Annotated in this window: 11 protein-coding genes; 5 read left to right on the top strand and 6 right to left on the bottom strand. The window is 63.6% G+C overall.

Going from position 1 to position 13666, the window contains the following annotated elements:
• The first annotated feature begins 32 nt into the window (after nucleotides 1-32).
• The 4 genes from pqqC to ACK6AU_RS10115 are packed head-to-tail and all read left to right on the top strand — an operon-like array spanning nucleotide 33 to nucleotide 3993.
• Nucleotides 33-785, top strand: coding sequence for a pyrroloquinoline-quinone synthase PqqC (gene pqqC, locus ACK6AU_RS10130; protein ID WP_053137658.1), 753 nt, complete (start codon nucleotides 33-35; stop codon nucleotides 783-785).
• Nucleotides 782-1057: a pyrroloquinoline quinone biosynthesis peptide chaperone PqqD gene (gene pqqD, locus ACK6AU_RS10125; protein WP_022641451.1), complete on the top strand. Its 276-nt coding sequence runs from the start codon at nucleotides 782-784 to the stop codon at nucleotides 1055-1057. The genes pqqC and pqqD overlap by 4 nt, the downstream gene beginning before the upstream one ends.
• A complete protein-coding gene (gene pqqE, locus ACK6AU_RS10120) occupies nucleotides 1029-2195 on the top strand; it encodes a pyrroloquinoline quinone biosynthesis protein PqqE (RefSeq protein WP_409299114.1) in 1167 nt (388 codons plus the stop codon). Before pqqD ends, pqqE begins: the two co-directional genes overlap by 29 nt.
• Nucleotides 2161-3993: a S9 family peptidase gene (locus tag ACK6AU_RS10115; RefSeq protein ID WP_409299112.1), complete on the top strand. Its 1833-nt coding sequence runs from the start codon at nucleotides 2161-2163 to the stop codon at nucleotides 3991-3993. Before pqqE ends, ACK6AU_RS10115 begins: the two co-directional genes overlap by 35 nt.
• Before the next feature lie 34 nt (nucleotides 3994-4027).
• On the opposite strand, the gene ACK6AU_RS10110 is transcribed toward ACK6AU_RS10115, so the two are convergent.
• From ACK6AU_RS10110 to ACK6AU_RS10100, 3 genes are all read right to left on the bottom strand, one after another.
• Nucleotides 4028-4186: a YqaE/Pmp3 family membrane protein gene (locus tag ACK6AU_RS10110; RefSeq protein ID WP_011063854.1), complete on the bottom strand. Its 159-nt coding sequence runs from the start codon at nucleotides 4184-4186 to the stop codon at nucleotides 4028-4030.
• Between the two features lie 262 nt (nucleotides 4187-4448).
• A complete protein-coding gene (locus ACK6AU_RS10105) occupies nucleotides 4449-5174 on the bottom strand; it encodes a type 1 glutamine amidotransferase (RefSeq protein WP_185697199.1) in 726 nt (241 codons plus the stop codon).
• On the bottom strand, nucleotides 5174-6457 hold the full coding sequence (locus tag ACK6AU_RS10100) for an aspartate aminotransferase family protein (protein WP_409299110.1): 1284 nt from the start codon (nucleotides 6455-6457) through the stop codon (nucleotides 5174-5176). Before ACK6AU_RS10100 ends, ACK6AU_RS10105 begins: the two co-directional genes overlap by 1 nt.
• 229 nt (nucleotides 6458-6686) lie before the next feature.
• Between ACK6AU_RS10100 and ACK6AU_RS10095 the strand changes: the two genes are divergently transcribed.
• Entirely contained in the window at nucleotides 6687-7616 is a 930-nt protein-coding gene (locus tag ACK6AU_RS10095; protein WP_185697197.1) for a LysR family transcriptional regulator, read from the top strand.
• Nucleotides 7617-7851: 235 nt separating this feature from the next.
• Here the strand turns inward: ACK6AU_RS10095 and ACK6AU_RS10090 are convergent, their stop codons facing one another.
• The 3 genes from ACK6AU_RS10090 to ACK6AU_RS10080 all read right to left on the bottom strand — a co-directional run bounded on the left by ACK6AU_RS10090 (nucleotide 7852) and on the right by ACK6AU_RS10080 (nucleotide 13364).
• Entirely contained in the window at nucleotides 7852-9630 is a 1779-nt protein-coding gene (locus ACK6AU_RS10090) for an acyl-CoA dehydrogenase C-terminal domain-containing protein (protein ID WP_185697196.1), read from the bottom strand.
• 417 nt (nucleotides 9631-10047) lie between these two features.
• A complete protein-coding gene (locus ACK6AU_RS10085; protein WP_185697195.1) occupies nucleotides 10048-11340 on the bottom strand; it encodes a GGDEF domain-containing protein in 1293 nt (430 codons plus the stop codon).
• A gap of 218 nt (nucleotides 11341-11558) precedes the next feature.
• On the bottom strand, nucleotides 11559-13364 hold the full coding sequence (locus ACK6AU_RS10080) for a phenylacyl-CoA dehydrogenase (protein ID WP_185697194.1): 1806 nt from the start codon (nucleotides 13362-13364) through the stop codon (nucleotides 11559-11561).
• Nucleotides 13365-13666: the final 302 nt, after the last annotated feature.

Raw genomic sequence — 13666 nt, 5'->3', positions numbered from 1 at the left:
CCCGCGACCAGGCCAAGCCCCGGAGAACCCAGATGACCGACACCCCGCTGTCCCCCGCCGAATTCGAACAGGCCCTGCGCGCCAAGGGCGCCTATTACCACATCCATCACCCCTACCACGTGGCGATGTACGAAGGCCGGGCCAGCCGCGAGCAGATCCAGGGCTGGGTCGCCAACCGCTTCTACTACCAGGTGAACATCCCCATGAAGGATGCGGCGATCCTCGCCAACTGCCCGGACCGGGAAGTGCGCCGCGAGTGGATCCAGCGCCTGCTGGACCATGACGGCGCCCCCGGCGAGGACGGTGGCATCGAGGCCTGGCTGCGCCTGGGCCAGGCCGTGGGCCTGGACCCGGACCAGCTGCGTTCCCAGGAGCTGGTATTGCCGGGGGTGCGTTTCGCCGTGGATGCCTACGTCAACTTCGCCCGGCGCGCCAGCTGGCAGGAAGCCGCCAGCAGCTCCCTGACCGAACTGTTCGCCCCGCAGATCCATCAGTCGCGCCTGGACAGCTGGCCCCAGCACTATCCGTGGATCGACCCGGCCGGCTACCAGTACTTCCGCACGCGCCTGGGCCAGGCCCGCAGAGACGTGGAGCATGGCCTGGCCATCACCTTGCAGCACTACACCACCCGCGCGGGCCAGGAGCGCATGCTGGAAATTCTCCAGTTCAAACTGGACATTCTTTGGAGCATGCTCGACGCCATGAGCATGGCCTATGAACTGAACCGCCCGCCTTATCACAGCGTCACTGAGCAGCGGGTCTGGCACAAAGGGATCACCTTATGAGTTTCGATCGCAGCAAAACCCCACGCTGGCGCCCCGGCTACCGCTTCCAGTACGAGCCGGCGCAAAAGGGCCATGTCCTGCTGTACCCCGAGGGCATGATCAAGCTCAACGACAGCGCCGCCCTGATCGGCGGCTTGATCGATGGCGAGCGCGACGTGGCGGCGATCATCGGCGAGCTGCAGGTGCAGTTCCCCGGGGTCGCCGAGCTCGGGGACGATATCGAGCAATTCATGGAGGTCGCCCGTGCCCAGCACTGGATCGAACTCGGCTGATCCCAGCGTGCCCGCCAAGCCACAGATCGGCCTGCCGCTGTGGCTGCTGGCCGAGCTGACCTATCGCTGCCCGCTGCAATGCCCGTATTGCTCCAACCCGCTGGACTTCGCGGCCCAGGGCCAGGAGCTCGATACCGCCCAGTGGCTCAAGGTGTTTCGCGAGGCCCGGGAGATGGGCGCCGCGCAGCTGGGCTTTTCCGGCGGCGAACCGCTGGTGCGCCAGGATCTGGCCGAACTGATCGGCGAGGCGCGCAAGCTGGGGTTCTACACCAACCTGATCACCTCCGGCATCGGCCTCACCGAGCAGAAGATCAGCGACTTCAAGAAGGCTGGCCTGGACCATATCCAGATCAGCTTCCAGGCCAGCGACGAGCAGGTGAACAACCTGCTGGCGGGCTCCAAGAAAGCCTTCGCGCAGAAGCTGGAGATGGCTCGCGCGGTGAAGGCCCACGGCTACCCGATGGTGCTGAACTTCGTCACCCATCGGCACAATATCGACAAGATCGACCGCATCATCGAGCTGTGCATCGCCCTGGAAGCCGACTTCGTCGAATTGGCCACCTGCCAGTTCTATGGCTGGGCCCAGCTCAACCGCGTTGGCCTGCTGCCGACCCGCGAGCAACTGGTGCGCGCCGAGCGAATCACCAACGAGTACCGGGCCAAGCTGGAGGCCCAGGGCCACCCGTGCAAGCTGATCTTCGTCACTCCGGACTACTACGAGGAACGCCCCAAGGCCTGCATGAACGGCTGGGGCAGCCTGTTCCTGACCGTGACCCCGGACGGCACCGCCCTGCCTTGCCACGGTGCGCGGCAGTTGCCGGTGCAGTTTCCCAATGTGCGCGAGCACAGCATGCAGCACATCTGGTATGAGTCCTTCGGCTTCAACCGCTTTCGCGGCTACGATTGGATGCCCGAGCCGTGCCGCTCCTGCGACGAAAAGGAACAGGACTTCGGCGGCTGCCGTTGCCAGGCGTTCATGCTGACCGGCGACGCCAGCAATGCCGATCCGGTATGCAGCAAGTCGGCGCACCACGGGATGATCCTCAAGGCCCGGGAAGAGTCCGAAACCGCCACCCAGACCATCGAACAACTGGCATTTCGCAATGAACGAAACTCACGCCTCATCGCTAAGGGTTGAACCCTTCAGTGCCAGCCAGGCCACCGCCGCTGGCGTCGACTTCGCCGAACTGCAACTGACGCCCCAAGGCCTGTTCTGGAATGAATATCGCCCAGAAGATGCCAGTTGCCGGATCTGGCACTGGCACCAGGGCCAGGCCCGCTGCCTGACCCCCACGGGCTTCAGCGCCCGCAGCCGGGTCTATGAATACGGCGGTGGTGCCTTCTGCATCGGCGCCGACAGCCTGCTGTTCGTCAACGACGAGGACCAGCAGCTGTATCGCCAGTCGCTGGCCGGTGGCGCTCCCGTGGCGCTGACCCAGGGCGACTGCCGCTATGGAGATGTCCAGCATTACGCCGGCCAGGTCCTGGCCGTGGAGGAATGCGGTGACCGCCATCGGTTGCTGGCCATCGATATCGAAACCGGGCACCAGCATCTGCTGGCCGCCGGTGCCGATTTTTATGCCGCGCCAACCCTGAGCCCCAACGGCCAGCGCCTGGCCTGGATCGAATGGGACCGCCCGCACCAACCCTGGACCAGCACCCGCCTGATGCTCGCCGAGCGCCTGGCCGACGCCAGTTGGGGCGAACCACGCTGCGTGGCGGGCAACGACGAGCCGGAATCCTTGCAACAACCGCGCTTCGACCCGCACGGCAAGCTGCATTGCCTCACCGACCGCCAGGGTTTCTGGCAGCCCTGGGCCGAGTCTGGCCCGGGCCTGCGCCCACTGCCCTGCGCGCCGGCGGACCACGCCCCGGCCCCCTGGCAGCTGGGCGGCTGCACCTGGCTGCCACTGGGCGACGATAGCTGGCTGGGCAGCTGGACCGAGGAGGGTTTCGGCCGTCTCGGGCTGCACCAGGCCGATGCTGCACCGCAGGATTTCACTGGCGCCTACAGCCGCTTTCGCAGCCTGGCCCTGGATTCGCAGCGGCTGTATTGCATCGCAGCCTCGCCCACCAGCCCCTCGGCAGTGCTGGCCATCGACCGTGCAACGAGCCAGGTCCAGGTCCTGGCCGGAGGCGTCGCCCCCCTGCCTGCGGAGCTCATCAGCCGTCCGCAGACCCTGTGCTATCCCAGCGGCGGGGGCCAGGCCCATGGTTTCTTCTACCCGGCCATGAATGGCGCGGGTCGTCCCCCCCTGGTGGTGTTCATCCATGGCGGCCCGACCTCGGCCTGCTACCCGATGCTCGATCCGCGCATCCAGTTCTGGACCCAGCGCGGTTTCGCCGTGGCCGACCTCAACTATCGGGGCAGCAGCGGTTATGGCCGGGCCTATCGCCAGGCCCTGCATCTGCGCTGGGGCGAAGTGGACGTGGAAGACGCCTGCGCGGTGGTGGCCTACCTCGACCAGCAAGGCCTGATCGACCCTGGGCAAGCGTTCATCCGCGGCGGCAGCGCCGGCGGCTACACCACCTTGTGCGCACTGGCCTTCGCCCAGGTCTTTCGTGCCGGCGCCAGCCTCTACGGGGTCAGCGATCCCCTGGCCCTGGTCCGCACCACCCATAAGTTCGAAGGCGACTACCTGGATTGGCTGATCGGCGATCCCGAGCAGGACCGCGAGCGCTACCTGGCCCGGACGCCCTTGCTGCACGCCGGTCAGATCCGCGTGCCCGTGGTGTTCTTCCAGGGTGAACTGGACGCAGTAGTGGTGCCCGAGCAGACCCGGGTCATGCTCAAGGCCCTGCAAGAGCAGGGGCTTGCCGCCGAGGCCCATTACTACCCGGAGGAACGCCACGGCTTTCGCAAGGCCGAGAACCAGGCCCACGCCCTGGAGCAGGAATGGTTGTTCTACCACAAGGTGTTGCAGGCGCAGCACTGAATATCAGGCCCGCCTGGGGCGGGCCTGATGGTTTCTAGCGCTTGGCGATGATGTACACCGCATGCACGATGCCGGGGATGTATCCGCACAAGGTCAAGAGGATGTTCAGCCAGAAGGCGCCGCCGAATCCCACTTGCAGGAACACGCCAAGGGGCGGCAACAGGATGGCGAAGATAATGCGGATCAGATCCATAAATGGCTCCAGACAGAAACGGCTCGGATGAGCCCTACCTGCAATCGACCCTGGCCCCTGGCCAGGGTTCAGCCCAATTGCCGACCGGCCCAGGACACTCAGGCGAGAATCTCGATCCCATGCTTGTGCACGATGTTCAGTAGCTTGAGGGCCATGCCGCAGGGGTGTTCGGGTCTGGAAAAGACGGCGACAAAAAAACGCCCCGTGCGAAAGATCGGACACGGGGCGATGCGTTATACCGCGAGACGGTTCAGGAGTTCTGTTAGCGCAAGGTCGGCAGGGGCCCGGACAAGTAGTCCAGCATTCGGAACAGGGTCGGCGCCAGGCCGCTGCAATGGGGAATGCCGGCGATGATCGCCTGGCGGTCCTCGACGGTTTCCGGCCCGGCATCCTGCTCGGCGCTCAACCAACCCTGGGGGCGCGATTGCAGCAGCGCCTCGATGCTCTGCAAGTCGCTCTGCAACAGGCACTGCAAGCCAATGGCCCGTTCCTGCCAGATGAATCCCTGGTTGGCACAGGCGGCAGAGCGATAGAGCGGCAGGGCGCCCTTGGGCAGATCGAAACTTTCACCATGCCAATGGAAAGCCATCAGGCGTTCGGGCAACGCCAGCCCCAGGGGCGAGTCCTGGGCGCTGGGGTACTTTTCCACCGGCCACCAGCCAATCTCGCTGGCCGCGCAAGGACGTACCCGGGCGCCCAAGGCCTGGGCCAGGAGCTGGCCGCCCAGGCCGATGCCCAGCACCCGCTTGCCGGCGGACAGGGCCTTGCGCAGCAGGCGCTTTTCCGCGACCAGCCAGGGCGCCTGGATTTCGTCATGCACACTCATGGGACCGCCCAGCAGGATCAGCAGGTCGAAGCTGTCGAGCCGTGGCAGGCGGGCCTGGGCATGCAGATGGCAGATATGCACCGAGGTGGCGCGCTCCAGCAGCCACTGGTTGATTCGCCCCGGACCGGCAGCCGCGCTGTGCTGCAGGATCAATACTCGCATCAGACGGCCACTCCCTTGCGGCATTGCAACTGCGCGGTACGAACCCGGGCGAAGGCTCGGGCCAGGCGCAGCAGCATTTCATCGATATTGCCCTTGCTCACGGTCAGCGCCGGGGTGAAGCGCAGGCAGTCCGGCTGCACGGCATTGAGCAGCAACCCTTCCTGCAAGGCGGCCTTGACCACTGCCTCGGCCGAGTCATCGGCCAGGGTCATGCCCCAGAGCAGCCCTTGGCCACGGACCTGGCCCTGGGCATGACGACTGGCCAGGCGAACCAGGCCCTGGCCCAGGTACTGGCCATTGCTGCGTACTTGCGGCAAGAAGCCCTGTTCCTGCAAGCAGTCGAGCACCGCCAGCCCGGCCGAGGTCATCAGGGCATTGCCGTGGTGGGTGCCGTCCAGTTCGCCATGCTCGAAACAACAGGCCTTGCCCCGGGCCAGCAGGGCTGCCAGCGGCACTCCGCCACCCAGGCCCTTGCCCAGGGCGATGATGTCGGCGCGCACGCCATACAGTTGTTCGGCCAGCAAGGTGCCGCAACGACCGATACCGGTCTGGACTTCATCGAGGATCAGCAGGATGCCCAGCTCGCGGCACAGCCGCTCCACGCCCTTGAGGTAATGCTCGGTGGCCGGCACCACGCCCGCCTCGCCCTGGATCGGTTCGAGCATGATCGCCACGGTTTGCGCATCCACCGCCGCATGCAGGGCCGGCAGGTCATTGAACGGCACCTGGCTGAAACCCGGCAGGCGCGGCTCGAACCGATTGCCGCTGGCATTGCCCGCAGACGCCGACAGCGCGGCGAAACCCCGGCCATGGCAAGCCTGGCTGGCGGTGATGATGCCTGCCGCGCCACCGCGATGCAGTTGCCCCCATTTGCGCGCCAGCTTGATCGCCGCTTCACACGCCTCGCTACCACTACCCAACAGATAGGCCTGGTCGCTGCCGGTGCTGCGGCACAACCGTGCGGCAAGCTTGAGCATGCCGCGGTTATAGAACCCGGAACCCGGGCTGATCAGCGATCGCGCCTGGGCGGTCAGGGCGTCGACCAGCACCGACGGGCTGTGACCAAGGCTGTTGGCGGCTCCGGCCTGGGTGAAATCGAGGTAGGTTCGGTCGTCGCTGTCCCATAACCAGGAGCCCTGGCCGCGAACGAATACCGGCTGCGGCCTGGGTACGCTGGGCATCAGGCAGTCGCTGGAAAGGTTGTCGACAACAGTGGCCGCGCTCGGGGCCATGGCCAGCTGGTCCAGGCTGGGCGGGGTGCGACGCAGGTTGAACAGGTTCATGCCCGCAGGCTCCATGACCATGATCCGAGCTGCTTTGCAAGGGTGTGCCGGCCCTCGTCATGGACCTGTCCTGGGTCGATGTTTATTGTCTTTCCTATGTAAAAGCCATCGACCTGAACGCTACTCATCTTCTTTCGTGGCCCTGTAAGCCCTGTGAATAAGCGTAGACTAGGCCCCTACGGGGCTTTGGGCCATTTCGATTTTTAAGCTTTTTCGATAAGAAGTACTTATGGATTTCAAGCAACTGCGTTATTTCGTCGCGGTGTATGAAGAAGGTCACGTAGGGCGCGCCGCAGAGCGCCTTTCGATCTCCCAACCGGCGCTTTCCCAGCAGATTCGCCAGTTGGAGCAGCACTTGGATGTGAGCCTGTTCGAGCGCAGCAGCAAGCGCCTGTTGCCGACCCTGGCCGCGCATACCCTGTACAACCATGCCCTGCCTCTGCTCGATGGCCTGCAACAGGCCCGCGAAGCCCTGCGCAACTTCAAGGGCCAGGCCCTGCGGACCCTGGCCATCGGCGTGCTGCAAACCGTGCACAGCAGCCTGGTGCCGCAGATGCTCGAACGGGTGCGCAAGGCCCAGCCGCACCTGGTGGTGCAGATCTACGAATTGACCGGCCTGGAAATCGAACGGCGCCTGCTCAATGGCTCGCTGGATATCGGCATCAGCTATCTGCCACCGCGGCAACCGGGGCTGCATGGCGTACCGCTGTACGAAGACGAACTGACCCTGGTCATCCCCGAGCAGCATCCCCTGCGCGAATTCAAGAAAGTCTCCATGAGCCAGGCGGCCGAGCTACCGATGCTGCTACTGGGGGAGGAGTTCCAGATCCGCCAGATCTGGCAGGCCCAGTTGGCCAACCTGGGGCGCCGTCCGCAGGTACAGGCGGAGCTGAACAATATGGCCGGGATCCTCGACAGCCTGCCCCATACCCGGCTGGCCACCGTATTGCCGGGACGCTCCCAACAGCAGAACGGCAATCGGCAATTGCTCTGGAAACCCTTGAGCGAGCCCAGGGTGCCGTTGAAAGTCGGATTGGTTTGCCGTGACCTGCAGCGTCAGCAGGGAACCCTGGAATTGCTGCGCACGCTATTGGAGGACCCGCTGCACAGCCAGGACGGGCGCCTGGGCGGGCCGGCACTGCCAGAAACACTGCCCTGAAGCGGAGCCGGAAAAATCCGCACAAAAGAAAAACCCCGCCGAAGCGGGGCTTTGCAGACTGTTTCCCTGACATCCATTTCACTCCACCATCCTGGCGGAATCCTACGTGTCCGTGTTATTTCTTTGCGCTTCCTGCGCTACGTCCATGTCACGTAGATTAGCGATCCCCCTCGTTCGCCGATATGGGCGATCTGCAGCACGCAACGTAAGAAATGTCTTACAGGCACTTTGCCTCTTAGAACTGCTCCGCCGGCAGTAGATACAGCGACTCGCTGCCCGCCTTGACCGAAGCGCTCAACGAGTGGATACGCGGCAGCAGCCGGGCGAAGTAGAAGCGCGCGGTCCCCAGCTTGCTGGCGTAGAACTCGTCTTGCTGCTCCTTGCCCAACGCCGCCTTGGCCATCAGTGCCCACATGTAGGCGTAGGCGGTGTAGCCGAACGCTTGCAGGTACTCCACGGAAGCCGCGCCAATCTCGTTGGGGTTGCTGGCCGAGCGGTCCAGTACCCAGGCCGTCAGCTCATCCAGGTTGTCCAGCGCGGCATTCAACGGCCGCACGAACTCCCCGAGCTGGGCATCGGCGGTGGCGGTGAAGTGGCGGATCTCATCGGCGAACAGCTTGTAGAACGCGCCGCCGCTGCCGACGATCTTGCGCCCCACCAGGTCCAGGGCCTGGATGCCGTTGGTGCCTTCGTAGATCTGGGTGATGCGCACGTCGCGCACCAGCTGCTCCTGGCCCCACTCGCGGATATAGCCATGGCCGCCGAAGATCTGCTGGCCATGGACGGTGGTCTCCAGGCCCAGGTCGGTGAGGAAGGCCTTGGCCACGGGCGTCAGCAACGCCACCAGGTTTTCCGCACGCTTGCGAGTCTCGGCGTCCTCGCTGAACTTGGCGGTGTCCAGTTGCATCGCCACGTAGGTGGAGAAAGCCCGGCCGCCTTCGTTGGCGGCCTTCATGGTCAGCAGCATGCGCCGCACGTCCGGGTGGACGATGATCGGGTCGGCAGTCTTGTCCTTGGCTTGCGGGCCGGTCGGGGCACGGCTCTGCAGGCGATCGCGGGCATATTCCACGGCGTTCTGGTAGGAACGCTCACCCGTGGCCAGGCCTTGGATGCCCACGCCCAGGCGCTCGTAGTTCATCATGGTGAACATGGCCGCCAGGCCCTTGTTCGGCTCGCCCACCAGGTAGCCAACGGCCTGGTCGAAGTTCATCACGCAGGTGGCGGAAGCCTGGATGCCCATCTTGTGCTCGATCGAACCGCAGCTCACCAGGTTGCGCTCGCCCAGGCTGCCATCGGCATTGACCATGAACTTGGGCACCAGGAACAGGGAAATGCCCTTGGGTCCGGCTGGGGCGTCCGGCAGCTTGGCCAGTACCAGGTGGATGATGTTTTCGGTCAGGTCGTGCTCGCCGCCGGTGATGAAGATCTTGGTCCCGGTGATGGCATAGGCGCCGTCCGCCCGTGGCTCGGCCTTGGTGCGGATGATCCCCAGGTCGGTACCGGCATGGGGCTCGGTCAGGCACATGGAGCCGGCCCAGACGCCGGCATACATGTTCGGCAGGTAGATGGCCTTGAGCTCGTCGCTGGCGTGGGCGTTGATCGACAGGCAGGCGCCGGCGGTCAGCATCGGGTACAGGCCGAACGCGAGGCTCGCGGAGTTGACCATTTCCTCGACCTGGGCCGATACCGCCTTGGGCATGCCCATGCCGCCGAATTCTGGATCGCCGCCGACACCGACCCAGCCACCTTCGGCGTAGGTCTGGTAGGCCTGCGGGAAACCTTCCGGGGTGGTCACCACGGTGTCGTTCCAGCGACAGCCTGCTTCGTCGCCACTACGGCTCAACGGGGCAATGCTGCGGGCAGTGACCTTGCCCGCTTCTTCCAGGATCGCCTCGACCGTCTCGGCGTCCACTGTTTCCGCCAGCGCTGGCAACTGGGCCCAGAGCTTGGCGACCTCGAAGACTTCATTGAGGACGAAGCGCATATCGCGCAGGGGCGCTTTGTAGTCAGCCATGGCAAACCTCGCAGGATCTAAACAGGCGGGCCGGAACGGGCCCATTCACGGGAAACCGAGTGTACCCGAACAACTTTTGCGACACATAGGGTCATCTAGTGACTTTTTTATTATTTTTAGTCAATTTCTAGCCATAAGACAGGAAAACCCGCCAGGGGCGGGTCTTGCCGGGAACACGTCCGTTTGTCCACTGGGGCAGGTGCCCTGTCGGCAGTTAGGCGTTGGCAAGTGATAAACATCCACGAGCATGCATCTCGCCCAGGCAAAGCCGCTGGCAAACAGTCATCGAATACAAACTGCCGGGCGAAAGCCCTTGGCCCTGAGCCATGGCGACGCCCCGACAGCAGGTCGTTGTAACCTACTGTCGTCACCGGGGCCTGCCAATCACCCTGCGGACGCTGAATGCGCCGTCATAAATCAGCCTGCGGCCGCGTCCATCCGCACTGCGCCGCGGCGGTTCTGCCCAAAGGCCATCACGCAGTTACGCCCCGCGCCCTTGGCGCTATAGAGCGCCTGGTCGGCGGACTTGAGCACTTCCTCGGGCGTACGATGCTCCATCAACCGCTCGGCGACGCCAATGCTGATGGTCACCGACACACTGGAAGCCCCGGAGGCCCCACGCCGCTGGCGCCCCTGCTGGTCGTCCTGGGGACGGTTTTCCTGGTTGCGCAACTGGATGTTATAGCCGGCGATGATCTCGCGAATCATCTCCAGGTGCGGCATGCACTCGTCCAGGCTCTTGCCGGCGAACACCACGGCGAACTCTTCACCTCCATAACGGTAGGCACGGCCGCCACCGGTGACCTTCGACAACTTACTGGCCACCAGGCGCAGCACCTGGTCGCCAACATCGTGGCCATGGGTGTCGTTGAATTTCTTGAAGTGATCGACGTCGGTCATGGCCAACACGTAGTTGCGCCCCAGGCGCTGCATGCGCTCGTTCAGGGCACGGCGCCCCGGCAACCCGGTCAGCTCATCGCGAAAGGCCATCTGGTAGGCCTCGTGGGCCACCGCGGCGGCGATCATCAGCATCACCTGACTGCACATGATGTTCAGGGTAAAGGGCAAGATGAAGGTCTTGGGCAACATCCAGAACAGCCCGAGCAAGCCCACCAACTGCGCCGCATGCAACGGTCGCGGACTGCGCCAGTACTGGATCGCCAAGAGCAGGAAGGCCGCAAGGAATACTGGATAGGACAACTGGATCAAGCTCATCCAGCTGCCATGCAGGGCCGGCCAGCGGATCTCCGCCAGCCATGCCAGCAGCGCCTGGGGATAACTCTGCTCCAGGCCCAGGGCCACGCTGCCGAAGGCGAGCAGCACGGCGAAGCGCGCCACCATGTCCTGGAACAAATGCGTGCGCTCCTGCCAGGCGGCGAACAAACCGAACAGCAAGGGCAGCAACAAGCAACACAGGTGGAACACCACCGCCGCATCCTCGCGCACCCGGCCATTGTCACGGTAGAAGTCGGTCTGGGTATCGAGCAGGAAATAGGCGATGTATACCGTGACCATCAGGAACAGCTCGCGCTGGCGTCGATAAACGGCGCAATACGCCCCGCCGAGCAACAGCACCAGGGTCGGCAGCACGTTGAACAGCGAAGTGAAGAATACGTTGAGATCCTTGACGTAGGCGGCCGCCAGCCCAGCAAGCAGAAGCAGTAAAGACGGAAGAAAGTGACTGAAACGTACAGCGGAAGAACGCGGCAAGGGTAAAACTCCAACCCGGCTTATCAGTAGATAGCATTGTGCCTTCATTGCGGAAGTTAAGCACATGCGACGTGACAGGCGTCACATTGCCATCTCTTTAACGGCAGGGAATCGCTTCAGCTTAGCGTTTTAGTCGGGAATTTTTCCGCAGACTCCGCAGATGCAAAAAAGCCGCTCGCCCCGAGGGGCGAGCGGCTTCGAAGTGGAGCCGGACAGGCTTAGTAAGCCAGGCCGAAATCCTCTTCCTTCATGTCCATCAGGTTATTGGCGCCCGAGAGCATGGCGGCGACATGGCCACGAGTACGCGGCAGGATGCGCTGGAAGTAGAAGCGCGCGGTCTGCAGCTTGGCGGTATAGAAGGCCTCTTCGGTGGTACCGGCGGCCAGTTTCTCGGCGGCCAGGCGCGCCATGTCGGCCCAGAAGTAGGCCAGGCAGGCGTAACCGGAGTACATCAGGTAGTCCACCGATGCGGCCCCGACCTCTTCGCGGTCCTTCATCGCGGCCATGCCCACTTTCATGGTCAGCTCGCCCCATTCCTTGTTCAGTGCCGCCAGCGGTGCCACGAATTCCTTCACGGACTCGTTGCCTTCGTTGTTCTGGCAGAACTTGTGAACGATCTTGGTGAAGCCCTTCAGCGCCTCGCCCTGGGTCATCAGCACCTTGCGACCCAAGAGGTCCAGGGCCTGGATGCCGGTGGTGCCTTCGTACAGCATCGAGATACGGCTGTCGCGAACGTTCTGCTCCATGCCCCACTCGGCGATGAAGCCGTGGCCACCGTAGATCTGCACGCCGTGGTTGGCGGATTCGAAGCCCACCTCGGTCATGAAGGCCTTGGCGATCGGGGTCATGAAGGCCAGCAGTGCATCGGCCTTCTTCTTCTCTTCTTCATCCACACCGTACTTGACGATGTCCACCTGCTTGGCGGTGAAGTAGACCATGGCGCGGTTGCCTTCGGCGAACGCCTTCATGGTCAGCAGCATGCGACGTACGTCCGGGTGCACGATGATCGGGTCGGCAGCCTTGTCCGGCGCTTTCGGACCGGTCAGCGAGCGCATTTGCAGGCGATCGCGAGCATATTTCAGCCCCCCCTGGAAACCGATCTCGGCGTGGGCCAGACCTTGCAGCGCGGTACCCAGGCGAGCGGTGTTCATGAAGGTGAACATGCAGTTCAGGCCTTTGTTCGCCGGGCCGATCAGGAAACCGGTGGCTGCGTCGAAGTTCATCACGCAAGTGGCGTTGCCGTGGATACCCATCTTGTGCTCGATGGAACCGCAGCTCACCGCGTTGCGCTGGCCGATGCTGCCATCGGCGTTGGGCAGGAACTTGGGCACGATGAACAGCGAGATGCCCTTGGTGCCGGCCGGGGCGTCGGGCAGGCGGGCCAGCACGATGTGGACGATGTTGTCGGCCATGTCGTGTTCACCGGCGGAGATGAAGATCTTGGTGCCGGTGACTTTGTAGGAACCGTCGGCCTGAGGCTCGGCCTTGGTGCGCAGCATGCCCAGGTCGGTGCCACAATGTGGCTCGGTCAGGCACATGGTGCCGGTCCACTCGCCGGTCACCAGCTTGGTCAGGTAGGCGTCTTGCTGCTCAGGCGTACCGTGGGCGGAAATGGTGTTCATCGCGCCATGGGACAGGCCTGGGTACATGCCCCACGACCAGTTGGCCTCGCCGACCATTTCGCTGACCGCCAGACCCAGCGACTCAGGCAGGCCCTGGCCGCCGTGCTCGACGTCGTGGGCCAGGCTTGGCCAGCCGCCTTCGACGAACTGCTTGTAGGCTTCCTTGAAGCCGGTTGGGGTCTTAACGCCGGATTCACTCCAGGTGCAACCTTCCAGGTCGCCTACACGGTTCAGCGGCGCCAGCACCTGCTCACAAAACTTCGCACCTTCCTCGAGAATGGCGTCAACCATGTCCGGAGTGGCGTCCTGGCAAGCCGGAAGGCTCTGATAGTGCGCCTCATAACCAAGCAGCTCGTCACGAACGAAGCGAATATCACGCAAGGGGGCCTTGTAGTCAGGCATAGCGATAAACCTCTGCTGATGTAACCGGGAATGAACGACCGCGTTGAGTTTTTATGGCGGTCAAACAGTTGTTTGAAACATACGTTTACGCCCAAATCTTGTCAAGCGTCGGACAAATACCTTTCGTCATCGGCAGGTAACACCCGCGCAGGCCAAGGCCCACGGCATCTGTCATGAAGTGTAGAAGCCGGGTAGCCGGCAATCAGTCAGCGAGGGAAATCAGCCGAGGAAATGGCATGCATAAAGGAAGGCATGAAAAAGCCCGGCCCCCGAAAACGGGGGCCGGGCTTCAACGAAAAGAC

This window comes from Pseudomonas sp. KCJK8993 (genome assembly GCF_046230915.1).
Lineage (GTDB): Bacteria > Pseudomonadota > Gammaproteobacteria > Pseudomonadales > Pseudomonadaceae > Aquipseudomonas > Aquipseudomonas piscis.
Note: the sequence above shows the minus strand (reverse complement) of the source record. Positions and strands in the feature narration are given on the sequence as shown.

Bases quoted from the DNA above. Each gene is read 5' to 3' on its own strand.
- ACK6AU_RS10105 (WP_185697199.1), bottom strand. From the start codon at position 5,174: ATGCGAGTATTGATCCTGCAGCACAGCGCGGCTGCCGGTCCGGGGCGA.
- ACK6AU_RS10115 (WP_409299112.1), top strand. From the start codon at position 2,161: ATGAACGAAACTCACGCCTCATCGCTAAGGGTTGAACCCTTCAGTGCC.
- ACK6AU_RS10110 (WP_011063854.1), bottom strand. From the start codon at position 4,186: ATGGATCTGATCCGCATTATCTTCGCCATCCTGTTGCCGCCCCTTGGC.
- pqqD (WP_022641451.1), top strand. From the start codon at position 782: ATGAGTTTCGATCGCAGCAAAACCCCACGCTGGCGCCCCGGCTACCGC.
- ACK6AU_RS10100 (WP_409299110.1), bottom strand. From the start codon at position 6,457: ATGAACCTGTTCAACCTGCGTCGCACCCCGCCCAGCCTGGACCAGCTG.
- pqqC (WP_053137658.1), top strand. From the start codon at position 33: ATGACCGACACCCCGCTGTCCCCCGCCGAATTCGAACAGGCCCTGCGC.
- ACK6AU_RS10080 (WP_185697194.1), bottom strand. From the start codon at position 13,364: ATGCCTGACTACAAGGCCCCCTTGCGTGATATTCGCTTCGTTCGTGAC.
- ACK6AU_RS10095 (WP_185697197.1), top strand. From the start codon at position 6,687: ATGGATTTCAAGCAACTGCGTTATTTCGTCGCGGTGTATGAAGAAGGT.
- ACK6AU_RS10090 (WP_185697196.1), bottom strand. From the start codon at position 9,630: ATGGCTGACTACAAAGCGCCCCTGCGCGATATGCGCTTCGTCCTCAAT.